The sequence below is a fragment of the Curtobacterium sp. PhB130 genome (assembly GCF_003755165.1).
GTDB lineage: Bacteria > Actinomycetota > Actinomycetes > Actinomycetales > Microbacteriaceae > Curtobacterium.
Genome location: NZ_RKII01000006.1, coordinates 1,003,784 through 1,027,201, shown reverse-complemented (window position 1 = coordinate 1,027,201; position 23,418 = coordinate 1,003,784). Strand labels below are relative to the sequence as shown.

20 protein-coding genes are annotated in these 23,418 nt (G+C 71.0%); 7 read left to right on the top strand and 13 right to left on the bottom strand.

Annotated features, from left to right (window positions below):
* Positions 1–91: 91 nt before the first annotated feature.
* The 3 genes from EDF24_RS05095 (at position 92) to EDF24_RS05085 (ending at position 3,813) form a co-directional block, all read left to right on the top strand.
* Entirely contained in the window at positions 92–1,240 is a 1,149-nt protein-coding gene (locus EDF24_RS05095; protein ID WP_221181338.1) for a glycosyltransferase, read from the top strand.
* The gene (locus tag EDF24_RS05090; protein ID WP_123701305.1) at positions 1,237–2,271 is read left to right on the top strand and encodes a glycosyltransferase family 4 protein; all 1,035 of its coding nucleotides are present in this window, start codon (positions 1,237–1,239) and stop codon (positions 2,269–2,271) included. Before EDF24_RS05095 ends, EDF24_RS05090 begins: the two co-directional genes overlap by 4 nt.
* 66 nt (positions 2,272–2,337) lie before the next feature.
* Positions 2,338–3,813 (top strand): polysaccharide biosynthesis tyrosine autokinase, encoded by a 1,476-nt coding sequence (locus EDF24_RS05085; protein ID WP_123701304.1) that lies wholly within the window; start codon positions 2,338–2,340, stop codon positions 3,811–3,813.
* A 119-nt stretch (positions 3,814–3,932) separates the two neighbouring features.
* On the opposite strand, the gene EDF24_RS05080 is transcribed toward EDF24_RS05085, so the two are convergent.
* Genes EDF24_RS05080 through EDF24_RS05065 form a run of 4 tightly spaced genes read right to left on the bottom strand, consistent with a single transcriptional unit; the run spans position 3,933 to position 8,846 of the window.
* Positions 3,933–5,204, bottom strand: coding sequence for an O-antigen ligase (locus tag EDF24_RS05080; protein WP_123701303.1), 1,272 nt, complete (start codon positions 5,202–5,204; stop codon positions 3,933–3,935).
* On the bottom strand, positions 5,201–6,478 hold the full coding sequence (locus EDF24_RS05075) for a hypothetical protein (RefSeq protein ID WP_123701302.1): 1,278 nt from the start codon (positions 6,476–6,478) through the stop codon (positions 5,201–5,203). The genes EDF24_RS05080 and EDF24_RS05075 overlap by 4 nt, the downstream gene beginning before the upstream one ends.
* On the bottom strand, positions 6,475–7,560 hold the full coding sequence (locus EDF24_RS05070; protein ID WP_123701301.1) for a glycosyltransferase: 1,086 nt from the start codon (positions 7,558–7,560) through the stop codon (positions 6,475–6,477). Before EDF24_RS05070 ends, EDF24_RS05075 begins: the two co-directional genes overlap by 4 nt.
* A 17-nt stretch (positions 7,561–7,577) precedes the next feature.
* The gene (locus EDF24_RS05065) at positions 7,578–8,846 is read right to left on the bottom strand and encodes a nucleotide sugar dehydrogenase (RefSeq protein WP_123701300.1); all 1,269 of its coding nucleotides are present in this window, start codon (positions 8,844–8,846) and stop codon (positions 7,578–7,580) included.
* Positions 8,847–9,018: 172 nt separating this feature from the next.
* Here EDF24_RS05065 and EDF24_RS05060 point away from each other — a divergent pair, with 172 nt between their 5' ends.
* Positions 9,019–9,444: a DUF3060 domain-containing protein gene (locus EDF24_RS05060; protein ID WP_123654579.1), complete on the top strand. Its 426-nt coding sequence runs from the start codon at positions 9,019–9,021 to the stop codon at positions 9,442–9,444.
* 20 nt (positions 9,445–9,464) lie between these two features.
* Positions 9,465–10,637, top strand: a complete 1,173-nt coding sequence (locus EDF24_RS05055; protein ID WP_123701299.1) for an ankyrin repeat domain-containing protein — start codon at positions 9,465–9,467, stop codon at positions 10,635–10,637.
* Here EDF24_RS05055 and EDF24_RS05050 read toward each other — a convergent pair.
* From EDF24_RS05050 to EDF24_RS05020, 7 genes are all read right to left on the bottom strand, one after another.
* Complete coding sequence (locus EDF24_RS05050; protein WP_221180741.1) at positions 10,634–11,830, bottom strand: glycoside hydrolase family 1 protein; 1,197 nt, start codon at positions 11,828–11,830, stop codon at positions 10,634–10,636. The genes EDF24_RS05055 and EDF24_RS05050 overlap by 4 nt on opposite strands.
* 8 nt (positions 11,831–11,838) lie before the next feature.
* Positions 11,839–12,711, bottom strand: a complete 873-nt coding sequence (locus tag EDF24_RS05045) for an alpha/beta fold hydrolase (protein ID WP_123654581.1) — start codon at positions 12,709–12,711, stop codon at positions 11,839–11,841.
* Positions 12,708–14,462: an ABC transporter ATP-binding protein gene (locus tag EDF24_RS05040; protein WP_123654582.1), complete on the bottom strand. Its 1,755-nt coding sequence runs from the start codon at positions 14,460–14,462 to the stop codon at positions 12,708–12,710. The genes EDF24_RS05045 and EDF24_RS05040 overlap by 4 nt, the downstream gene beginning before the upstream one ends.
* A complete protein-coding gene (locus tag EDF24_RS05035) occupies positions 14,455–15,390 on the bottom strand; it encodes an ABC transporter permease (protein WP_123654583.1) in 936 nt (311 codons plus the stop codon). Before EDF24_RS05035 ends, EDF24_RS05040 begins: the two co-directional genes overlap by 8 nt.
* A complete protein-coding gene (locus tag EDF24_RS05030; RefSeq protein ID WP_123654584.1) occupies positions 15,387–16,367 on the bottom strand; it encodes an ABC transporter permease in 981 nt (326 codons plus the stop codon). The genes EDF24_RS05035 and EDF24_RS05030 overlap by 4 nt, the downstream gene beginning before the upstream one ends.
* Positions 16,364–18,088: an ABC transporter substrate-binding protein gene (locus EDF24_RS05025; RefSeq protein WP_260233354.1), complete on the bottom strand. Its 1,725-nt coding sequence runs from the start codon at positions 18,086–18,088 to the stop codon at positions 16,364–16,366. Before EDF24_RS05025 ends, EDF24_RS05030 begins: the two co-directional genes overlap by 4 nt.
* A gap of 462 nt (positions 18,089–18,550) precedes the next feature.
* Complete coding sequence (locus EDF24_RS05020; RefSeq protein WP_185017267.1) at positions 18,551–19,651, bottom strand: LacI family DNA-binding transcriptional regulator; 1,101 nt, start codon at positions 19,649–19,651, stop codon at positions 18,551–18,553.
* A gap of 235 nt (positions 19,652–19,886) precedes the next feature.
* Here EDF24_RS05020 and EDF24_RS19065 point away from each other — a divergent pair, with 235 nt between their 5' ends.
* Complete coding sequence (locus tag EDF24_RS19065; RefSeq protein ID WP_165931293.1) at positions 19,887–20,024, top strand: hypothetical protein; 138 nt, start codon at positions 19,887–19,889, stop codon at positions 20,022–20,024.
* Positions 20,025–20,166: 142 nt separating this feature from the next.
* On the opposite strand, the gene EDF24_RS05015 is transcribed toward EDF24_RS19065, so the two are convergent.
* On the bottom strand, positions 20,167–20,871 hold the full coding sequence (locus EDF24_RS05015; protein ID WP_243698162.1) for a GntR family transcriptional regulator: 705 nt from the start codon (positions 20,869–20,871) through the stop codon (positions 20,167–20,169).
* 135 nt (positions 20,872–21,006) lie between these two features.
* Here EDF24_RS05015 and EDF24_RS05010 point away from each other — a divergent pair, with 135 nt between their 5' ends.
* Positions 21,007–22,152, top strand: a complete 1,146-nt coding sequence (locus EDF24_RS05010) for an MFS transporter (protein WP_123701464.1) — start codon at positions 21,007–21,009, stop codon at positions 22,150–22,152.
* A 75-nt stretch (positions 22,153–22,227) separates the two neighbouring features.
* Here the strand turns inward: EDF24_RS05010 and EDF24_RS05005 are convergent, their stop codons facing one another.
* Positions 22,228–23,409: a hypothetical protein gene (locus EDF24_RS05005; protein WP_148070797.1), complete on the bottom strand. Its 1,182-nt coding sequence runs from the start codon at positions 23,407–23,409 to the stop codon at positions 22,228–22,230.
* Positions 23,410–23,418: the final 9 nt, after the last annotated feature.

Here is a 23,418-nt window from a genome sequence, read left to right as displayed (position 1 = left end):
CAGCACCACCCAGCACCACCCGATGGGCGGCAGAGCACACCAGCCCTGCCGCCCATCGGCACGACCACACCTCCCGAACGCAAGGAACCCGATGTCCCAGCAGCAGCACACCCCCTGGTCCGGCGCCGTCCTGGCCTACCCGATGCACGGCCAGCGGAAGCTGTCCGACGAGGGCTACCGGACCCGCGACGGCCACGTCATCGAATGGCTCGGCCGCTCGTTCGGGTCCCACGGTGGCGTCGACGTCGTCTCCCGACCCGAGCCCGCGATCGCCCGACGCCCCCGGTCGGACCGCAGCCTCGCTCCGGGAACCCACCCGCACGAGACCCGTACACTCCGCTTTCCCAATCCCTTCTCCCGCCGCCACTGGTGGGTCACCGCCACTGCCGCGTACCCACGGATCGCACACATCGCGGATGCGACGCCGGCGATCGTCTGGAACCCGTTCACCGCGCTCGCGCCGGCAGGAGCGACACCGTTCGCCGACTCCCGCGTGACGGTCCTCGACCTGCTCGACGACTGGTCGAAGCACTACGCCTTCGCGCCGATCGCGGCGCACGTCGAACGCGCCTACGCCGCGGCGTTCGAGCGCGCGACCCACGTCACGGCCAACGCCGAGGGCACCGCGGAGCTCGCACGGCGCTTCGGCCGGGACGACGTCATCCTGGTCCCGAACGGCTGCGATCCCGAGCGCTTCTCCCCGAACCACACCGCGACGGGCCCCACGACGGTCGGCTACGTCGGCAAGATCGGCCGTCGCCTGGACCTCCCCGGCATCGTCGCCACCATCACGGCGCTGCCGCACGTGCGCTTCGTCTTCGCAGGACCGATCCTCGACGCCGAGTACCGGGCACCGCTCGCCGCACTCGGGAACGTCGAACTCCTCGGCGACGTGCACTACGCCGACGTCCCCGAGCTCCTCGAGGGCTTCGACGTCGGCTGGGTCCCGCACCGGGTCGGAGCGGGAGAGGTCGGCGGCGACATCATCAAGACGTACGAGTACCGCGCCGCCGGGCTCCCCACGCTGACCACCCCGGTGGCCGGAGCCGGCACCCGTGGCATCGGCGGCGTCACCACCACGCGCATCCACGAGCACGCCGAGGTCATCGGCGACTGGACCCGGAGCGCCACACGCGTCCCCCGCACCCCGACCACCATCCCGGTGGGTGCGACGTGGCGGGACAAGACCGATCTCATCACCGACCTCCTCGTCGGCAGCTCCGTCGGCGTCTCCCGATGAGGGTCACGCTCGTCGCCGCCCCGCTGATGGCCCGGAGCGGCGTGTACCGCTCCGCGGTCGACCTCGTCACGACGGCGCGCGCGGCCGGCCACGACTGGCATGCGGTGCTCGGCGTCCGCCCGGAGGCCGCCGGCATCCCCGTCGAGGACGACCGGCTCACCGAGCACGTCGTCACGGAGCACGGGCGGCACCTCCTGCCCGCGGTCGACCGACTGCTCGACTCCGACGCCGTCCGGTCCGCCGACGTGATCGTCTCGCTGATCCCGCAGTCCGACATGGTGATCGCCCGGCGGCAGGACCTCCTCGCGAAGCGCCGCGTGGCGTGGGTCCGTGGACTCCCGTGGCCCGCTGTCGGGGAACAGCACGGTGCGCGCCGGGTCCTGCTGTCCGCGATGGAGCGCCGCGCCCTCGCCCGGTTCGACGACGTCTGGTCCACCACGCCGCTCCTCGAGGCCCAGCTCGGGCACTCGGGCCGCGGCAGCATCGTGCCGGCCGGTGTCCCGCTCCTCGCTCGCGGTCGCTCCCGCGCGGAGGCGCCGATCGTCTTCGCCGGGCGACTCTCCACCGAGAAGGGCGCCGACCTGTTCATGCAGATCGCCGCGCGCACGGGGGTGGACGCACGCATCCACGGGACCGGCGCGCTGGAGGCGGAACTGCACCGGGCCTCCCCACCGAACCTCGCCTGGGGCGGATGGCGAGCCGCTGGCGACATCTGGGCCGACGCCGGGGTGTGCGTGGTCCCGTCGCACCGCGACGCCTTCGGTCGCACCCCGGTGGAGGCGGCGAGCGCCGGGGTGCCCGTCGTGATGAGCGACCAGGTCGGGGTGGCACCGCTGCTGTACACGGATGCCGAGCTCCGGGACCAGCTGGTGTTGCCGATCGGCGAACCGGATCGGTGGGACGCCGCGATCCGACGGCTACGGCAGGACGACCTGTTCCGGACGCGAGTGGTCGAGCACGGGTGGGCGAACGCGCAGCACCTCACCATCGAGGCGTCGTTCCATGCGGCCGTCTCGGCCATGCAGAATTGACATATCAGGTGTTAGAATAACAAACGCAGTGACTCACACCCGACCGACGACCCGAGCGAGGCAACAGTGACCATCCAGGACTTCATCCGCATCCTCCGACGATCCTGGTTGCTCGTGACCGCGTTCGTCGTGATGGCGATCGGGCTCAGCGGCGGCCTTGCGGTCCTCACCACGCCGATGTACAGCACCTCGACGAAGCTCTTCGTCTCCGTGCAGTCGCAGGGCGCGACGGCCAGCGACCTCGTGCAGGGCAACAGCGCCGCGCAGGGCAAGGTCCAGAGCTACGTCGACATCGTCACCAGCGCCAGCGTGCTGCAGCCGGTGATCGACGAACTCGGGTTGAAGACCTCGGTGCCGTCGCTGGCGAGCCGGATCAACGCCAGCTCCCCCGTCAACACCGTGCTCATCACGATCACCGTGACCGATTCCGACCCCGCTCAGGCGGTGAAGACCGCGACCGCGGTGGGCGAGAGCTTCAAGGACGTCGTCGGCAACGACCTCGAGGTCCCCACTGCCGGCGGCCCCAGCCTGGTCAAGATCGGGACGGTGCAGCCACCCGTCGAACCGTCGAAGCCGTCCTCCCCCAAGCTCTCGATCAACCTCGCTGTCGGGCTCCTCGCCGGCATCCTGCTCGGCACCGGCGCAGCGGTGCTCCGCGCGACGCTCGACACGAAGATCCGCCGCCAGGACGACGTCGAGGCCGTCACCGATGCGCCGATCCTCGGCGGCATCCAGTTCGACCCGGGCGCACCGAAGCGACCGCTCATCGTGCAGGTCGACCCGCGGAGCCCCCGTGCAGAATCGTTCCGCACCCTCCGGACGAACGTGCAGTTCATCGACCTCGACGAGTCCACGCGGAGCTTCGTCGTGACCTCGGCGGTGCCCTCGGAGGGCAAGTCGACGACCGGGGCGAACCTCGCGATCGCGATGGCCGAGAACGGCGCACGCGTGGCGATCATCGACGCCGACCTCCGCCGTCCGCGCCTCGCGGAGATCCTCGGTGTCGAAGGCGCTGTCGGGCTCACCGACGTGCTCATCGGGCAGGCGGAGATCACCGAGGTCCTGCAGCCCTGGGGCCACGGCGGCCTGCACGTGATCCCCGCCGGGCGGATCCCCCCGAACCCCAGCGAACTGCTCGGCAGCGCGCGCATGCGGGTCCTGCTCGAAGAACTGACCACCGAGTTCGACTACGTCATCATCGACGCGCCACCGCTCCTGCCGGTCACGGATGCGGCCATCCTCAGCCGCCTGACCGGCGGTGCGCTCGTCATCTCCGCAGCCGGACGCTCGACCCGCAACCAGCTCCGTGTCGCGATCGACGCGCTCTCGAGCGTCGGCAGCCGGACCCTCGGCATCGTCATGACGATGCTGCCGGCGAAGGGCGCGGGGTCCTACGGGTACGGCACCTACTACGCGTACTACGGCAAGCGCGCCGGCGACGACGCACTCGACCCGAGCGAACTCGTCCCGCGACGCGGGCGGCGTGCAGCGCCGGCGATGCCGAGGAGCGAGCGCCGGCTCGCCAGGCAGGATGCCGGGTGACCACCGGACTGGAGGCCCGGCGCGGCCCCGCAGCGCCCGGTGCGTCCGCGGTCTGACGACACGACAGAGCCCCACCCGCTTCTCGCGGGTGGGGCTCTGTCGTGCGCCGGGCAGGCGCGTCAGGCGTTCTGGACGGTGCGCTCCGCCTCGGCGGGCCGCTCCACGTCGCGTGCGGTGGGCAGCGCGAGCACGACCATCAGGAGGAAGAAGACGACCGTCCACCCGAAGTAGTCGAACGAGAACAGCGTGACGAACAGGATCAGCAGGAACGCCCGCCGGGTGCGGTCGCCCCGGAGGAACGACGTCACGAGGAACCCGACGACGAGCAACAGCCCGATGAGTCCTTCCGTCCCGAGGGTCGTGACGAGCTGGTTGTCGATGATCCAGAACCCGTTCTGCGGGAAGAGCCCCCGCTGGTACAGCAGCATGTCCGTGCCGTAGCCGCTCCCGAACAACATCTCGAGCGGATCGCGTCCGAGGAGCGCCGGGACCGCTTCGAACGCACCGGCGCGGTTCGTGTAGGACCCGGAGCCGAGGAGCCGGTCCACCGACGCGCCGAGTGCCGGCCAGAAGACCACCAACCCGAGGAGCACCCCGACCGTCACGATGAGGATGCGGACGGCCCGCCCTGTCGCGTCAGAGGTCCAGAGGAGGAACCCGAGCGCCAGGGCGAGTGCGATCAGGGTGGTACGGCTGCCGGAGAGGAGGACCCCGGCGGACAGCGCCGCACCGATCGTCACGGACAGCAGTCGCGGCCGCTGTCGTGCCGTCGCGATCAGTGCCACGAAGGCCAGCCCGAGGACGATCGAGTACGGGATGGGGTGGCCGAGCGTGCCGGAGACGCGCAGCAGTGATCCGGGGAGCACGGGGTTCCGCAGGGACGGTTCGGACCCGTCGGCGTAGACCCGGTTCCCCCACGGGATCGGGCGGTGCGTCACCGCGAACTCGACGAGTCCGAGGCCGGCCTCGACGACGCCGATGGTGATGAATGCGGTGAGGAGCATCCGGCGTTCCCGGGCGGTGAAGCCGCTGACCGCGACGAGTGCCAGCACGGCGAGGACGGCGAGTCGGGTGAACTGCAGGGTCGCGAAGGACGCGTTCAGGATCGTCACGGTCTGCACGACGACGAGGAACACGACCGCGATGGCGATCACCGGACCGCCGCGGGCGGGGCGGCGTCCGCCGGCGAGCAGCCCGATCAGGAGCACCGCCGCGCTCCCGAAGACCACGGCGTCCCGGACGATGGCCGGTGCGGCGGAACCGGCACCGACGAGGAGCAGGACCAGCGCGAGGACGACCGCGGCCCCGCGACGTGCGTCCACGGGGACGAGCACGATGCCGGTGGCGACTGCGGCGAGCGCTGCGAGGCCGACCAGCGCCGCGAGGATCACGACCGGAGCCGTTCGGCGTCGGTGCAGCCCCTGGCGCTCTGCGCGGTTCCGCTGCCGGCGCCGCTCGGCGCCCGGACGGCCCGTGCGAGGATGCCCCACTGCAGGACGAGTCCGACGAACTCCGCGATCACGAGCGCTGCCATCGTTCCCTCCGCACCGGCGAGCACGCCACCGAAGACCGCACCCGGGATCCCGACGACCGCCGAGGACGCGGCAGCCCAGGTCGAGGCGTCCGCGCGGCCGAGTGCGACCAGCGCGAGGCCGAAGCCGCGTGCTGCGCAGACTACCGCGACGAGCAGCCCGGCGATCGCTGCCAGGGCGCCGTCGACGGCGACCACGCCGGTGAAGAGCACGGCGACGAAGGTCGGCATCGCGGCGAGCACGAGGACACCGGCTGCTGCCCCGAGACCGATGTTCATCAGCACGACTTGGACGGCCCGTCGCCGTGCGATCACCTGGTCTTCGACACCGACCCACGTCTGGAGGCGCTGCGGGACGACGGCGAGGAACTGGAGCCCCATCCGGAGCGGCCGGTCCACGGCACTGAAGGTCGCGACGGCCCCGGGGGTGACTCCGGCGAGGAGCGCTGCCGGGAGCGCGCGGTAGAGGGTGCTGATCGTCCGTCCGAGCATCACGACCGACTGGGAGCGGGCGGTCGACGGTGCCGCGCGGAACGCCGCACGAGACGGCCAGGCACGGACGCCGGCAGTCCGAGCGGACAGCAGCACGGTGAGCGCCGCCGCCGCACAGAGTGCGGCTCCGTAGGACTCGAGCGGAGCGCCGAGCGCGATCGCACCGGCGGCCGAGAGCGCGAGGGTCATGCGCGGGAGCGCCTCCACCAGGAGGATGGTCGCCGGTCGGCCGAGTCCGGTCCAGTACCAGGACGGACTGAGCGCACCGCCGAGGATGCCGAGCCCGAGCAGGACCGCGGCCGTCCGGTGCTCGTGCGCAAGCGTGCCGCTCGCGACGGCGACCGGCAGGGCGAGGACCCCGACGGCGACGAGCCGGGAGGCGAGGGCGCGCTCGTAGAGGCCGCTCGCTGCCGCGCGGTCCCTCGACACCTTCTGGGGGCCGACGACGACCCAGCCGAGCTCGCCGATGACCGCACCGGCGAGCCCGACGGACAGCGCGACGGCGACGCTCGCCCACCCGGCGGCGCCGTACTGCGACGTGACCGCGGGGATGACGACGAGCGGGGCGAGCGAACCGAGGAGTGGGGCTCCGACGTACAGCGCGAGCTGGGCACCGATCCGGGTGACGCGACGGGCGTTCACCGGGGGCCGCCCGCGACGAGTGCGGCGAGTCGTCGGGAGAACCGGTCGAACCGCACGGCGACGAAGTCCTCGAGCCGTGCCGCGAGCTGCGCGGTGTGCGCCCGGGCGCTGTCGGTGGTGAGCGCGTCGAGCTCGATGTCTGCGAGCGCGCTCGTGATCGCGTGTGCCGAACCCGGATCCGTCTGCACCAGCAGCGGGCCGGCGATGCGCGCGAGTTCCTCCACCGCGGCCGAACGCTGCGTGACGACGACCCGTCCGGCGGCGAGTCCCTGCCAGACCTTGTTCGCGACGACGCTCGTCGCCTTCGTGGACGACCCGAACACCCCGAGGACGACGTGGTGGCGCTCGACGAGTTCGGCGAGCTCGGACTCGGACACGGCGTCGAGGAACGTGATGCGTCCGCGCAGGCCGAGCTCTGCGGCGCGCTGTTCGATCGCGGCGCGCCGCACACCGTTGCCGACGAACGTCGCGGTGAAGCGACGGGTGGCGGTGAGCTCGGCGAGGGCGTCGACGACGAGCTCGGTGCCGTGCAGCGGGATGTAGTTCCCGTAGTAGAGCACGCGGAGCCGGGAGCCCGGTCGGATCGGAGCCGTCGAGCCCGCCCAGGCAGGCGCGCCGACGGGGAGGTCGAGCACTTCCCGGCCGGTGACCGCGGAGAGCGCGCGCGCTCGGACCGCCGTGTCGGTGACGACGAGGTCCCCGAGTCCGGTGGCGATCGCGTCCTGCAACGCGAGCCGACGGGCACGGGTGCTTCCGGCGGCGACCGACCCCCAGTCCTCGACCGCGGTCTCGTGCAGACCGATGAACCGGTCGATCACGACCACCGCGCGGCGGAGTCGTCCGACCAGCCAGACGAGCGGCGCGTGCGTCAACCGCATCTCGGCGAGCATGACCACGTCCGCTCCGGCCGAGGCACGCCACAGCCCGTGGAGGTCCTGCCGGATCCGCCGCAGCCGCGATGACGCCCGGGACTGCGTGACGACCACGACCTCGGCGTCGAACCGGTCCTGGAACGCGGCGCGCACGCGGGCGTTCCGCGGGTAGGTGACGTCGTGGACGCCGTACTGCACGATCTTCAGCATGGTGATCGGGTCCCGCGTCAGAGGACGACGACGGAGCCGCCGGCGCCGAGCGTGTTCCGGGTGTCGAGCGTCGGGATGCCGCGGAGCAGCTCGAGGTCGACGCCCTCGTGTTCGGTGAGCACGATCGCAGCGTGGATCGTCGGGATCAGCGTCGGTGTGAGGTCGGCGCGGATGACCGACGTCGGCCAGCGGTGGTCCTCGACGTGCGCATCGACACCGATGAGCTCTGCCCCCATGCACGTGAGCAACTCGATCACCCGGGCGGACGGTGCTTCGCGCGTGTCCCCGGAGTTCTTCTTGTACGCGAGTCCCGCGAGCAGGATCCGCGATCCTCGGACGGGGCGGCCGGCGTCGTTGAGCATGCCCGCGATCCGCTCGACCACGTGGTCGGGCATGTGGTCGTTGACGTCGTTCGCCAGCTCGACGAACCGGAAGGTGCGTCCGAGCGAGCGCTTGACCTGCCACGACAGGTAGCTCGGGTCCACCGGGAGGCAGTGACCGCCGACGCCGGGTCCTGGCGTGAACTTCATGAACCCGAACGGCTTCGTCGCGGCCGCGTCGATGGACTCCCAGACGTCGACACCGAGCAGGTCGGCGAACACGGCCAGCTCGTTCACGAGGGCGATGTTGACGTGGCGGAAGGTGTTCTCGAGGAGCTTCGTGAGCTCCGCCTCACGCGTGCCGGACACCGGGACGGTCGTGTCTACGAGCGCGCCGTAGAAGTCCTGCACTCGCTCGAGCGAGGCGGCGTCGATCCCGGAGACGACCTTCGGCGTCTCGACGAACCCCCACGTCGCGTTGCCCGGGTCGATCCGCTCCGGGCTGTACCCGAGGTGGAAGTCCCGACCGGCGGTGAGCCCGGAGACGCGCTCGAGGATCGGCAGCACGAGCTCGTCCGTGGTGCCGGGGTAGGTGGTGGACTCGAGGATGATCGTGCCGCCCGGCCGGAGGTGCTCGGCCAGCGACGCCGCGGACTGCTCGACGTAGCTGAGGTCGGGTGCGGCGTCCCGGAGCGGGGTGGGGACCGTGATCACGGCGATGTCGAAGCCCTCGACGAGCGAGTCGTAGCAGTCCGTGGCGACGTACTGCCCGGATGCGAGCGCCCTCCGGACCTGGGCATCGGGGACGTCCTCGACGTAGGACCGGCCCTCCTGCAGCGCTGAGGACCGGCGGACGTCGACGTCGATGCCGATCACGTCGTAGCCGACCTCGACCGCACGCATGGCGACGGGCAGTCCGACGTACCCCTGTCCGACGATCACGACGGTCTGGTTGCGAGCTGACATGGGGGCTCCTTCTGAGCGCATCGGGTGGTGCACCGCAAGCACGGCCACATCCCCAATCTAATTTCACATGCGAGATATTGCAATGCTTGACACTGAATATTGACATGTTGGACACTGATGAGGCGCGTGCCCCATCGAGCCGCGCCGATCACACCCGAACCAAGGAGCCCTCATGCGTGCCCGTACCGTCATCGCCGCCCTCGCCGCCACCGTCGCCCTCGCCGGCCTGACCGGCTGCGCCGCGAGCCAGCCCGACACCGCGAAGCCGACCTCGAGCACCTCGACCGCGCCGAGCGTCGCGAAGACCGTCTACGACGAGTGCGTCGACGGGCAGGCCACCGTCCTCGCCTCGAAGCTCACGGGCGACTTCTCGCTCGAGGGCGACTGCAAGACCGTGAGCATCGTCGGTGCGGCCAAGAAGGGCACGACGATCACCCTCCCGGCGCTCGACCTCCTCGTCATCGAGGGCAACGCCACGAAGGTCACTGCGGACTCCGCTGCGAAGATCGTGTTCGCCGGCAACGACAACGTCGTCCAGCACGGCGGCCACGCCGAGGTCGAGGACCACGGCACGGGCAACTCCGCGACCGAGCGGTAGGCCCCGGTAGTCTCGACCCCATGCGTTGGTCCCGAGTGAACTGGCCCGCGGTGGGCTACGTGTCGCTCGAGGACTTCGACGGCCACGCCGAACACCTCGCCCGCCTTCTGGAGGACGCCCCACCCCCGATCGCCGCTCTCGCGACGGTCCGGTGGAGCGACTCCCGGATCGCGAAGTGGACCGTCGAGCCGGCGCACCGGCACGCAGCGGCCGAGACCGACGACACCGCTGCACTCCCGGACCACGGCGAGCCCGACCCGGTGGTCCTGCACGCGCAGGTCATGGTCCGGAACGACGAGGTGCTCGACACCGCAGAGGGCCTCTGGCGGCGCTGGAACCACGCGCGCGTCGCACTGCGGTTCGAGGACGCCGTGATCGATCCGACAGTGCTCGAGCCGGAGGCGCTGCTCGCCGGGGACGCACACATCGCCCGTGGAGAGATCGAGCACGTCGGTCGGGACGGCTGGGAGCTCCGGCTCCTCGTCTCCCCCGTCGGCGAGGTCGCGATCCGCTTCACCGACGTCACCGTCGAGGTCCGGAGCGTCAACGAGGAGGACTTCACCGACCTCGAAGCACGACCGGCACGCGGGTGGCACGGCCCGGTGCCGGACGGCTGGGTGGAGTGGGCGGACGAGGTGGTCCGTGCCGCGGCGTACGGCGACCTCGGCGGCCTGCACCTGGCCGACGACGCGAGCGACGTCGACGACCTCGACCCGCGCTGGGGCTTCGCCCCGCTGCACGCCGCCGCGTGGTTCGACCGCCCCGAGATGCTCTCCGAGCTGCTCGGCCGCGGCGCATCGATCGACCTGCCGGACTCCGAGGGGCGGACGCCGCTCACGTTGGCGATCGACCGGGACGCACGGGCTGCGGTCGACGTCCTGGTCGCGTCGGGCGCCGGCCTGGAGGCCCGGGACAGCGACGGCAACACGCCGATCGTCCGCGCTGCTTGGGGTGGGCACGCGGCGATCGTGCGCGGCCTCGCCGAGGCGGGCGCGGACACCACGACACGGGGGTCACGTGGCGCGACGGTGCTGATCGCCGCGGTGGACTCCGGGGACGTCGACACGGTGCGCGCCGCGCTCGAGCTCGACGTGGACCGGGATGCCCGGGACGACGAGGGCTCGACCGCCGCGGACCGCGCAGATCTCCTGCGCGAACCGGCGACGGCCGAGCTGCTGGCGTCGGGTTCCTAGTCGGCCTGGGACTCGAGGGCGTTCGCCGTCGCGACGCCGCCGTACCAGTGCGCGGACGGCTTCGGGGTGCGCTCGAACGTCACCGGGTCCCAGGACACCAGGCCGAAGGTCGGCCGGAAGCCGGACGCCCACTCGTAGTTGTCGAGGAGGGACCAGTGCTGGTAGCCGAGCACGTCGATGCCGTCCTCGATGCAGCGGTGGATCCCCTCGAGGGCACCCTGCGTGTAGGCCTGGCGGCGGGTGTCGTCGGCGGTGGCGATGCCGTTCTCGGTGATCATCAGCGGCACGTGGCCGGAGAGTTCCCACGCGCTGCGGAGACCGTCGGCCGAGGCTTCCGGGTAGAACTCCCAGCCCGTGAGGGTGGTCTCGACGTCGTCCCGGACGGGGAGCGGACCGTTGGGGCCGATGAACGTCCGGGTGTACGCCTGGACACCGAGGAAGTCGTCACCCGCGGCGTTCTCCAGGTACCAGTCGTCACGCGGGTAGCCGTACTCGCGGAGCATCTCCTCGGAGCCGGGCTCCCCCGACGCCTTGAACGCCTGGGTCGCGATGGTCCAGCCCGACTTGATGCCGTCCACCTGCGACAGGACCTCGCGGGAGCGCTTGTGCGACGCGAGGAGCGCGTCCGCGACGCCGAGGTCCGGGTTCGGCAGGCCGAAGGCGACCAGGTTCGCGGCGTCCTCGCCACCCGCGAGCATCGCCGCGATGTTCGGCTCGTTGATCGTGCAGACGTAGCGGACGCCGTCCTGGACGACGGGGAGCGCGGCTTCGGTGTACCGGGCGAACAGGTCCGCCGCGTCGGGGGCGCGCCAGAAGCCGTCGCGCTCGAACCAGCGCGGCACGGTGAAGTGCATGAGCGTGACGATCGGCTCGATGCCGAACTCGTGGCACGTCTCCACCATGCGCCGGTAGTGGTCGACCTCGGCGCGGCTGACGAACCCGCGCTCGGGCTCGATGCGCGCCCACTCGATGCTGAACCGGTAGGAGTTCAGCCCGAGCTCGGCCGCGATGCGGATGTCCTCGCGGTAACGGTGGTAGCTGTCCGCGGCGTCGCCGGACGGCTCGACGATCGTGGTGTCCGGCTCGTGCTCGTGCACCCACCAGTTGCTGTTGACGTTGTTGCCCTCGATCTGGTGGGCAGCGGTGGCCGCGCCCCAGAGGAAACCGTCGGGGAAGCTGAGCGTGGTGATGATGGGTCCTTTCAGTGCTTCGCCAAGAACGCATCGAAGACGGCGACCGTCCCGAGCGGGTTCTCGACCTGGGGGCCGTGGTAGCTCTCCGGGATCACGACGTACTCGGCGCCGGTGTCCTCGGCCATCGCGCGTTGCCACGGGATCGGCCAGGCGCCGTCCCACTCGCCGTGCGTGACGAGCACCGGGAGGCCGGTGGCGCGGAGTTCGGCGGACGCGTCGGTGTGGTCCTCGAGGATGTGGCCGCCGGCGGTGACGCTGAGCGGGCTCGTGGCGTCGAACCGCTCACGGACCATGCGGACGTCGTCCGGGAGCTCCTCGTCCGGGCGTCCGGCCCAGAGCGGGTTCGTCGCGTCGAACAGGGTGCGGTTGTTCCCGCCGGTGTCGTGCATGATCGTCAGCTCGGTGACCTTGCGGTACGGCCAGCCGTACGGGCCGGAGCAGAACTGCACGACGTCGCGGAAGGCGCTCGGGTCCTGGATCGCCGCCGCACGGACGATGACGCCGCCGAGGGAGTGCCCGATGAGGTGCACGGGCGCCCCGTCGTCGAGCAGCCGTGCGACGCGCACGACGTCGGCGGCCTCCGCCTCGAGCGCGTAGTCCCGCGGCTCCGCCGGCGCTGCCGAATCGGCCTGCCCGCGACGGCTGATCGCCACCGCGGTCCAGCCGGCATCGCGGAGGAGCGGCATGAACGTGCGCCAGTCCTCCTTCGAGCCGGTGTACCCGGGGACGATCAGCACGGTGCCCTTGCTCGCGCCGTCCGGGACGACGCGGTACGCGGTCAGCCGACCGATCGGCAGGTCGATGCCGACGACGTCGACGCCGTCCGGGGTGGGCAGGTGCCCGAACGACGGGACCGCCTCGAAGTCGTGCAGCGTGGTCAAATCAGTCCCTCCGCGAGCCGTCGGCGCGGGTTCGGGACCGCGTCGAGCAGGTCGATCGTGTAGCTGTCCTGCGGGTGCTGCAGCACGTCGGCGGTCCGGCCGCGCTCCACCACGGCGCCGTCGTGCAGCACCATGATGTCGTCGGTGATGAGCCGGGCACTCAGCAGGTCGTGCGTGATGTAGAGGAGCGAGACGCCCCACTGCTCGCGCAGGTCCTCGAGGAGTGCGAGCACACCGGCGCGGAGCGTGACGTCGAGCATCGACACCGGCTCGTCCGCGATGATCACCTGCGGGTCGCTCGCGAGCGCCCGGGCGATCACCACGCGCTGCCGCTGCCCACCGGAGAGCTGGTGCGGGAGCTTCTGCGCGAACTGCTCCACCGGGGACAGCCCCACGGTCTCGAGGAGCTCGAGCACCCGACGACGGGCGTCCTTGCCGCGGAGCCCGGTGTAGTTCACGACCGGACGGGTGAGCGTGTACTCCACGGTGTGCAGCGGGTTCAGGGCCGCGTACGGGTCCTGGAACACCATCTGCACCTCGGAGCGCAGGTCGCGCAGGCCTCGGCGTCCGAGCTTCGCGACGTCGAGGTCACCGAAGCGGACGGTGCCCGAGGTGGGCTTCTCGACGCCGGTGAGCATCTTCGCGATCGTCGACTTGCCGGAACCCGACTGGCCGACGAGCGCGAGGGACTGCCCCGGCTCGAGCGTGAACGAGACGTCGCGGACGGCGCGGACCGGGTCCTCACCGCGACGCGGCGGGGCGTAGGTCTTCACCAGGCCCTCGACGACGATCGGGTTCTTCGCGGCACTGCGCTCGCGGGAACCGACGGTCGCGTGCGAGGTCGTCGTCTCCTGGCGGCTGGCACCGGACTCCCCCCGGAGGGAGCGGTCCGGGAAACCGGGCAGCGAGACGACCTCGGCGCGCGGGTCCGCGTAGTGCGAGAGCAGCATCTGCGTGTACTCGTCCTGCGGGTCGCGGAGGATCTCGCGGGAGCCGCCGTCCTCGACGATCCGGCCCTCGTGCATCACGAGGACGCGCTCCGTGGCCTCGAGCACGATGCCGAGGTCGTGGGAGATCAGCACGGCGGTGAAGCCCTCGGACCGCTGCAGCTCGATGATCGTGTCCATCACCGCGTGCTGCACCAGGACGTCGAGCGCCGTGGTCGGCTCGTCGAACACCATCAGCTGCGGCTCGAGGGACAGCGCCAGCGCGATCGAGACGCGCTGTCGCATGCCGCCGGAGAGTTCGCCCGGGAACCGGGCGAGCATCGAGTCCGGCAGCTTCACCTTGCCGACGAGCTCCCGCATCCGGCTGTCCCAGCGCTCGCGCGGGACGTGGCCGTGGGCCTTGAAGATGTCGATGAAGTGGTTCCGGATGGTGCGCACCGGGTTCAGCGCGTTCATGCCGGACTGCAGCACCATGGCGAACCCGCCCTGGCGCTGCTGCCGGAGCGCCTCCTCGTCGAGGTCGCGGATGTCCTTGCCCGCGAAGACGATGCTGCCGCCGTTCGTGCGCGCCGGCGGCTTCTGCAGACGGGTCAGCGCGTAGCCGAGCGTCGACTTGCCGGAACCGGACTCACCGACCAGGCCGACGAACTCGCCCTTCCGCAGCGAGAACGACACGTGGTCGACCGCTTGGACCGCGGTCTGTCCGGCCGATTCGTAGACCACCGACAGGTCACGGACGTCGAGCAGGACGTCCGCAGCCCGCGGGGCGGAGTCGGGCCGAGCCTCCAGGGTGGATTCAGGCATTCTTTCGCTCCTTACGGGGCCGCGCACCCTCGCGCAGTCGCGGGTTGGACACGGCGTCGACGCCGAAGTTGATCAGGGTCAGGCTCATCGCGAGGAGCGCGATGCAGAGACCCGGGGCGAACAGCAGGATCCACTGACCGGTGAGCAGCGCGTTGGAGTTCTGCGCCCAGTAGAGGATCGTGCCCCAGCTGACGATCGAGGAGTCGCCGAGGCCGAGGAACTCCAGGCCGGCCTCCGCGAGGATCGCGCTCGTCGCAGCACCGAAGAACGAGCCGACGATGAGCGAGGTCATGTTCGGCAGGATCTCGCGGAAGACGATGCGGGTCGCACCCTCACCGGAGAACTGCGCCGCCGTCACGAAGTCGCGACCGCGGAGCGACTGCGTCTGGGAGCGGAGCACGCGAGCACCCCACGCCCAGCCGGTCACCACGATGACCGCGATGATGACCGCGATCCCGCCGTTCTGCAGGTAGGCCGCGATGACGATCATCAGGGGCAGCCCCGGGATGACGAGGAACAGGTTCACGATGAACCCGATGACCTCGGCGATCCAGCCGCGGACGTAGCCCCAGCTGAGACCGATCGCGACGGCGACGAGCGTGGACAGGATGCCCGCGACCGCACCGACCATCACGGAGATGCGTGCGCCGTAGATGATCTGGGAGAGGACGTCCTCACCGGCTGCGGTCGTGCCCATCCAGTGCGCCCACGTCGCGTCGGCGGAACGGGCGAAGCCGTTCTGGGACGCGCCGTACGGGGCGAGGAGGGGTGCTGCGAGCGCCACGACGACGAACACGGCGAGGATGATGATCCCGATCCGGGCCTTCGTGTTGCCCCAGACGACGCCGAACTGGCGGGCTGCACTCTTCCATCGGGACGGAGCCTGCTGCTCCGGTGCGTCTTGCGTGCGTACTGCGACAGTGCTCATCGTCGAGTCCTCGGGTCCAGGACGCCGTACAGGACGTCCACGATGAAGTTGGCGATGAGCACCGACACGGTGATCATCAGGAACAGTGCCTGCATGAGCGGGTAGTCCTGCCCGATGACGGCGTTGAAGAGCAGGTAGCCGATGCCCGGGTAGCCGAACACCTGCTCGACCAGCACCGAACCGCCGACGACACCACCGAGTGCCAGACCGAAGCCGGTCAGGTTCGGCAGGATCGCGTTGCGGGCGGCGTAGCGGATCGCGACCGTGCGGCCACGGAGACCGTTCGCCTCGGCGAAGGTGACGTAGTCGTCGCCGAGGGTGTTGATCATCGCGTTGCGCATGCCGATGATCCAGCCGCCGAGGCTCGTCACGAGGATCGTCACGGCCGGCAGGATCGCGTGCTGCAGGGCGTCACCGACGAATGCGCCGCTGAGGCCCGGTGTCGTCGTCGCCGAGTACGCGCCCGTGGTCGGGAACCAGTGCAGGACGTAGCCGAGGAAGAACAGCAGCAGGAGCGCGGTCCAGAAGTACGGGAACGTCGACATGAAGCTCCCCGACAGGGTCGGGAGGGAGTCGAGCCAGGTGCCGCGCTTCCACGCTGCGCCGACACCGATCAGGGTGCCGAGCACGAACGCGATGATCGTGACCAGGCCGACGAGGATCAGCGTGTACGGCAGCGCGCGGGCCACCAGCGACCCCACGTCCTGCGGGTAGAACGTGTAGCTCACACCGAAGTCGAGCGTCACGACCTGGTGCAGGTAGCTGACGTACTGGTCCCACAGGTTGCCGGTCGGGACGCCGAGCTGGGCCTCGATGGCCTTCTTGGTGGCATCGGTGACCGGGCCGTTCTGGCTGAGCTTCGCCAGGGCCGCGTCGGTCGGGCTGCCCGGCATGAGTCGCGGGAGCACGAAGTTCAGCGTGACCGCGGCCCAGAGGGTCAGGACGAAGAGGACGAGTTTCTGGAGGATGTACTTCACTTCTGCTCCTGGAGGATCTTGCGTCCCGCGGCGCTGTCGCGCAGTCGGAGCTTGGAGAAGATGAGCAGCGGAGCCGAGTCGTAGTTCTGCGGCGCCATGTACGGGTCGTCCGCACTCGGCCACCCGACGAACTTCGACGTGTTGAACAGGCCCCAGAGGCCGCCGTAGTACATCCCGATCACGGGCAGGTCGTTGTACACGACCTCCTGCAGCTGATCGAGGATCTCCTGCTGCTTCGCGGTGTCGGTCGTCGCCTTGTACTCGTCGAGGAGCTTCTGCGTGTCGGCGTTCTTGTAGCGCTCGTAGTTGTTCACCGTCGACTTGCCGACGGGCTGGTAGAAGTCGGAGCTCAGCAGGGAGTTGAACGCCTGGTAGACGTCGCCGTTGCCCATGCCGCCCATCGCCATGTCGAAGGTGCCGTTGTTGATGTTCGACTGGTACCCGGCGGGCTGCGGCGCGCTGATCGTGACCTTGATGCCGATGGCGGTCAGGTTGCGGCGGACCTCCTGTGCGGCGCGGAGCCAGTCGGAGTAGCCGTTCGCGGTCATGATGTTGATCTCGAGCTGCTTGCCGTCCTTGACGATCTTGCCGTCCTGGACCGTGTAGCCGGACTTCTCGAAGCTCGCGATCGCGGCCTTCGTGTCCTGCGTGACGACACCCTTGTCCGGGATGCTGTCGTTCACGTACTGCTCCTGGTTCGGCAGGATCAGGCCGGTCTGCGCCGCCGCCTTGAGGTTGCCCTCGGTCGCGGTCTCGGCGATGTCGTCACGGTTCAGTGCGAGCGAGATGCCCCGGCGGACGTTGACGTCGTTGTACGGCGCCTTCGTCAGGTTCGGGATCAGGCCGATCACACCCCCCGGCGGGAACCAGTACGTGTTCGTCTTGGACGCTGCACCCCACGTGCCCTGGACGTCGGAGATGAACGCGTACGCCCAGTCGTAGCCACGCGTGACGGTGTCGAGCTGCGTGTTCGTCGCCGGCAGGATCAGGTGCTTGATGGCGATCTTGTCGGCCTGCCAGTAGGACTTGTTCTTGTCCATCGAGTACTGCTGGTCGGTGTAGTTGCCGAGCACGAACGGGCCGGTGCCGACCGGGTTCGGGTCGCGGAACGTCGTCGGGTCCTTGACGTCCTTCCAGTGCTGTTCACCGAGGATGTACGTCTGCCCGATGATCGTCAGGCTCGGGACGTCCTCCGACTTCAGGTGGAAGATGACGTGCTGGCCCTGCTGCTCGATGCTCGCGATGTGCTGCCAGGCACCCTTGAGGTCCATCGCCGGGAACTTCTTCAGCAGGTCGAACGTGAAGACCACGTCCTTCGCGCTGAAGGCGTCACCGTTGGACCACTTGACGCCGCTGCGGATCGTCATGTCGATCGTCTTGGCGTCCGGCTGCGTCCAGGAGCTCGCGAGCCACGGGTTGCGCTTGCCGTCGAGGGGGTTCACCTCGATGAGGGGCTCGTACATCCACTTCGACGCGGTGCGGGCGTTCGCGATGTACGGGTTGAAGTTGCGGTCGAACAGCGGGTTGCCGTGGTCCGCGTTGATGAGCATCGTGTCCTTGCCGATGCTCGGGTCCGGCTGGGACCGGACCTGGATGCTGCAGCCGGTAGCCGTGAGGGCCACGATTGCGAGCCCGGCGAGGGCCGCCATCAGGCGTCCGCGCCGGCCACGGCGTGCGCCGGGGACGCGCGGGGAGCGCGTGCGCTGTGGGGGAAGCGTCATTGCTCGGTCGACCTCCGTGTCGAGTGGGTACCGGGACAATGTATGCGCTTACATCGCGCTTTGCAACCGGGGGTTTGTGGTGCACCCCGGAACGCCGCGTGCTCGGCGTGCGCCGGCTCCGCGCACGCGGCCCTCGAGCGGCCACGGCGTGCCGCCGACGGCCGCCGAGGGGCGCTGAGATCGCACCTTGTGTCGCGTCAGGCGCACCGATGCGACAGTTCGTGCGATCTCGGCGGGCAGCGGGCGGGTGGTGCTGCCGCTCAGCGGGACTGCCGGGAGGCTCGGCTTGGCCCCGCCACGGAACACGCGCGATCCGTCCCATCTCGGCCACTCTGGGAAGAGGAAACGCGCGTTGGTGGTGGGAAGTTCCGACCCCCCACGCACGAAACGACTCACCACGCACGGAACGACCCAGGGGCGCGGCAGCGCCACGGCAGCGCCGCGGCGGCGCGGCGCGCGGCGCTAGAGCGCCGGGGGGCAGCTCTCGCGGAGGAGCACCTCGACGGGGAGGCGCACCGACCGCGGCGGCCCCTCGGTACGCTCGAGCCGGTCGACGATCGCCGCCACGGCAGCCCGCCCGAGCTCGCCCATGGGCTGGTGCACCGTCGTCAGGCGCGGGGACGAGAACCGTCCGGCGTCGATGCCGTCGAACCCGGTCACGACGACGTCCTCCGGCACGCGCAGCCCCCGCGCCGCGACGGCGTCGAGCACGCCGAGCGCCGACTGGTCGTTCGAGCAGACGATCGCCCGCGGGGCTGCATCGGCGAGCAGGGCCGCCGCGAGCTCCCGCGCGCGGGCCCGGCCGAAGTCGCCGTGGACGGTCCGCACCGACTCGACGGGGAGGCCGTGGTCGGCGAGCGCCGCCCGGAACCCGGTCCACCGCTCCATGTCGTCCGGGGAGTCGATGGGACCGGCGACGTACGCGATCGAGTCGATCCCGAGCCGGCCGATCACGTGCGAGGCCACGGTGCGCATGCCGGCGGCGTTGTCGACGCTCACCGAGTCGAACCCGTGCGAGCGGCGGTCGTCGGCGAGCACCACGACGGGGATCCGGCGGGCGACGTGCTCGAGCAGCTCGTCCGGCACGGTCTGCGCCAGGACCGCGAGTCCGTCGACGCGGCCGGCGACGTCGTTGACGATCACGTCGCGCGAGGGTCCACGTCCCGCCGCCACCATGAGGGCGAGGCCACGCTGCCAGGCCTCGGTCTCGGCGCCGCGGAGGACCTCGTCGAAGTACAGGTTGGACGCGAAGGGCTGCGTCACGTGACGGCGGTCGTCGACCACGCGGACCCCGCCGTCGGTCACGAGCCCCGGTCGCTCGTCCGGGACCACGTCGAACCCGGGCAGCAGCAGCCCGATCACCCCGGTGCGCTTGCCCGCGAGCGCCCTGGCGTTGCCCGACGGCACGTACCCGAGCGTCCGGATCGCTGCCTGCACGCGGTCACGGGTGCCCTCCCGGACGGCGTCCGGGGTGCGGAGCACACGCGAGACGGTGGCGATGGACACACCCGCCGCGGAGGCGACGTCGTAGACCGTGGGAGGTGCGGTGCGCTGCTCGCTCAACCCGTGCCTCCCGTCCGTCCGTTCGTCGACGCCGGGAGTGAGCCGCCCCGACAGCGGACCATCCTAGGCACCGGTCCCCGACACACTTCTCCACAGCGCGGTGTGGACCCTTGCGTTCCGCGGACGCAGCGGACCACACTGGGGCGACCTCAGTACGTCCCGTGGGGAAGCGCAACCAGCGGACGGTGTCCGCGTCATCGCGGGCCTCGGCCCGCCTTCGGGAAGGACGATCCAGATGTCACAGTCGACCCATTCAGGACGCCGCGACGCGATCCGCGTGAGCCGCGATGAAGCAGAGGTGCGCGAGGCGCTCCTCGAACACACGGGCGCGATCGCGCTCGACGACACCGACGACGGAGCGCGGCTCGAGTAGCCGCTGACGCGGTCTCGGCCCGAGTAGCCGCTGACGCGGTCTCGGGCAGGAGGCCCGGGTCGACTCCGTCACGCGCGCTCGGCTCAGCGGTGGGTCACGTCGGCGAGCGCAGCAGGGCCGGTGATCGCCGCCGCCGTGCTGCTCAGCGGTCGGTCGCGCCGACGATCGCCATGCCCGCTCCGCGCAGACGGCGACGCTCCTGCGCGATCCACGCGAGCAGGCGGTCGTTGGTGCCGGCGACGTGCGCGGCGAGCAGTTCGGCGGCGCGGTCCGCGTCGCCGGACTGCACCGCATCGATGATCTCGCTGTGCTCCGCCCAGGCGGCGTCGCGGGCCTCGGGCGTGCGGACCTCGATCCATCGGGTGCGCTCGAGCCGGGTGAGCGCGTCGGCGATGGCCTCCGTGATGAACCGGTTGCCGCCGAGTGCGGCCAGGTCCAGGTGGAACGTCGAGCCCATCCGGATGCCGGACTGCTGGTCCGGTGTCGGACGGAGGGTGTGGAGGTGCGCCCGGACCTCGGCGAGCTGCTCCGCGGAAGCACGCGAGACCGCCAGCCGGGCGGCGGCGGGCTCCAGGACGCCACGCAGTTCCGCGAGTGAGGCGATCTCGTCGAGGTCGATCGGGGTGACCGTCCACGAGCGACCCTCGTGCAGGATGAGTCCCTCGCGCTCCAGCCGGGACAGCGCGGCGCGGACGGGGGTGCGTGACGCGTGGAACCGGGCCTCGAGCCCGCGCTCCGAGATGCGCTCACCCGGCGCGATGTCGAGCGTGAGGATCGCGGCTCGGAGGTTGTCGTAGAGCTGCGCCGTCTGCGACACCGGTGCTGCTGCGTCGATCGATTCGGTCACGGCCAACCACCCTAGCGGCGGGCAGCCTCGGATGGTATACCGTTTTGGTATACCAATCAGTTCCGAGACGAAACGATTCCCGTGACCACGACTGCTCCCGCCCCCGTCCCCACGATCAGCGCCCGCGCCTGGACGATGCTCGCGCTCGGCGTGGCGGCGCAGGCAGCGGGCACCCTCGTCGTCTCCGCTCCGGCGCTGCTCATCCCCTACCTGCACGCACAGGGGACGTCGCTCACCCTCGCGGGTGTCCTCGCCGCAGCACCCACCTTCGGCATGGTCCTGACGCTCATCGCCTGGGGCGCGATCACCGACCGCTTCGGCGAGCGCATCGTGATCGCCGGCGGGCTCGTGCTCACCACGCTGGCGGTCCTCGCCGCGTGGGCCGCGGCCGGCAACCCGGTGCTCCTCGGGCTGGCGTTCCTCGCAGGCGGCATGACGAGCGCCTCGACGAACGCGGCCAGCGGTCGCGTGGTCGTGGGGTGGTTCCCGAAGGAGCGTCGTGGGCTCGCGATGGGGATCCGGCAGATGTCGCAGCCGCTCGGGGTGACACTCGCGGCGGTGACCGTGCCGCAGCTCGCCGAGGTGTCGGGCATCCGGGCAGCACTCGTGCTGCCGATCGTGCTGTGCGCGGTGCTCGCGGTGCTGTGTGCGATCGGGATCGCGAACCCGCCGCGTCCGGCACGGTCGGCCGCGCCGGAGACCGTCACGGCGAACCCGTACCGGGCGAACGGCTTCCTGTGGCGGATCCACGCGGTGTCGATCCTGCTCGTGGTGCCGCAGTTCACGCTCTCCACCTACGGCTTGGTGTGGCTCGTCGGCCTGGGGTTGTCGACGCCGGCGGCCGGGCTCCTCGTCGGGGCGTCGCAGTTCGTCGGGGCGATCGGGCGGATCCTCGTCGGCGTCTGGAGCGACCGCGCGGGCTCGCGGGTCGGCCCGCTGCGGATCGTCGCCGTGAGTGCCGCCGTGGTGATGGCCGTGCTGGCGCTGGTCGACGTGTCGCACCTGGCCGGCGCCGCGGTGTTCCTGGTCATCGCGACGAGCGTCACGGTGGCGGACAACGGCCTGGCGTACACGTCGGTCGCCGAGGCGGCCGGGCCGTTCTGGTCCGGCCGGGCACTCGGTGCGCAGAACACGGGGCAGTTCATCGCGGCGAGCGCCGTGGGCCCGGGCATCGGCGCCCTGGTCGGGGCACTCGGCTTCGCGGCGTCGTTCGGGATCGTCGCGGTCCTGCCCCTGCTGGCGCTGCCGCTGGTCCCGCGCGCGGACCGCTCGCACGACTGACCCGGGCGGGACGCCCCCGGGCGCGCGCGGCTCAGCGCAGGCGGCCGCGCGGCTCAACGCAGGCGGCCACGCGGCTCAACGCAGGCGGACGCCCGGCTCGACACTCATGGCGAGTTCGTCGAGCACATCGGTGAGCGGGCGCCCGAGGTCGCTCCGGCTCGCGACGCGCTCGGCAGCCGCGGGGGCACCCTCGCTCGTCATCCCGAGCCCCGCGAGCACAGCGCGAGCGACCGCGGTCCCGAGCGTCGCCGGATCCGCCGGCACCGCGTCGATGCCGGGGTGGAGGCCCGCCCGCGCGCCGCCGAGGTCGTTGGTGACCACCCGGGCGCCCGACTCGGCCGCATCGAGCGGCGGATGGCTCGGGTGCGGACTCTGCTGGAGGGACAGCACGACGTCGGTTTCACCGAGGACCTCGAAGTAGCTGTTCCAGTCGAGCGTCCCGAGCGACCTGAGGACGTCGCCGGTGCCGAGCTCCACGGCCTCGTGCTGCTCGCCCGCGGAGACGAACTCGGCGATGACGCCGGCGTCCCGGAGCTGTGCAGCGGCGGCCGCGAGTGCGGCGACCCCGAGGACGTACATGTTCCTCGGCTTCGACGGGCGCGCGTAGAACAGCACCCGGGCGGCGGTCCTCGTCGATGCTGCGCGGACGGCCGCCGCACGGTCGATGCCGGCACGGTCGAGTTCGGGTGCGAAGACGAGGCCGGACGCGACGGCGACGCCCTCGGTCTGCCGGAGCGCGGCGGCGACCGGCTCCGAGTTGACGCAGAGCGTGAAGCCTGCGCGGTAGGTCGACGAGGCGACGGCGAACGCGGTCGACCACGGCTGGAACCCCGGCTCGTGGTCCTGCACGAGGTAGACCACCCGGCGCGGGTCGACGACCCCGGCACGAGCGGCGACGTCGAGGGCGTGAGCGGTCTTCCAGTAGGTCGCGATCCACACGGTGTCGGCTGCGAAGACCGCTGCCGGGATCGACTCCCTCGTCACGACCTCGACCGGTCCGCGCCCGGCGAAGCGCCCGGGGAAGCGCTCGGCGATGAGTGCCGCCGCCCGTTCGGCGCTGTTCCCACGAGACGTCGAGCGCGTCATGACGACACGCAGGTCTCGTCCGGTCCGGTCGGCGTACCCGATCGCTGCTGCAAGTGCGGTCTGGACGCCCGCGAACGCCGCTCCTCGTCGGACCTCGTCGATGACGAGGACGACTTCCGGGTGGCGTTCGCCGACCTCGATCCCGGCGAGGACGAGGCTCCGATCGGTCACCCCGTCGTA

Coding starts and splice junctions, on each gene's coding strand:
- EDF24_RS05095 (WP_221181338.1), top strand. CDS start 92: ATGTCCCAGCAGCAGCACACCCCCTGGTCCGGCGCCGTCCTGGCCTAC.
- EDF24_RS05090 (WP_123701305.1), top strand. CDS start 1,237: ATGAGGGTCACGCTCGTCGCCGCCCCGCTGATGGCCCGGAGCGGCGTG.
- EDF24_RS05070 (WP_123701301.1), bottom strand. CDS start 7,560: ATGCTGAAGATCGTGCAGTACGGCGTCCACGACGTCACCTACCCGCGG.
- EDF24_RS05065 (WP_123701300.1), bottom strand. CDS start 8,846: ATGTCAGCTCGCAACCAGACCGTCGTGATCGTCGGACAGGGGTACGTC.
- EDF24_RS05060 (WP_123654579.1), top strand. CDS start 9,019: ATGCGTGCCCGTACCGTCATCGCCGCCCTCGCCGCCACCGTCGCCCTC.
- EDF24_RS05055 (WP_123701299.1), top strand. CDS start 9,465: ATGCGTTGGTCCCGAGTGAACTGGCCCGCGGTGGGCTACGTGTCGCTC.
- EDF24_RS05040 (WP_123654582.1), bottom strand. CDS start 14,462: ATGCCTGAATCCACCCTGGAGGCTCGGCCCGACTCCGCCCCGCGGGCT.
- EDF24_RS05035 (WP_123654583.1), bottom strand. CDS start 15,390: ATGAGCACTGTCGCAGTACGCACGCAAGACGCACCGGAGCAGCAGGCT.
- EDF24_RS05025 (WP_260233354.1), bottom strand. CDS start 18,088: ATGACGCTTCCCCCACAGCGCACGCGCTCCCCGCGCGTCCCCGGCGCA.
- EDF24_RS19065 (WP_165931293.1), top strand. CDS start 19,887: ATGTCACAGTCGACCCATTCAGGACGCCGCGACGCGATCCGCGTGAGC.
- EDF24_RS05010 (WP_123701464.1), top strand. CDS start 21,007: ATGCTCGCGCTCGGCGTGGCGGCGCAGGCAGCGGGCACCCTCGTCGTC.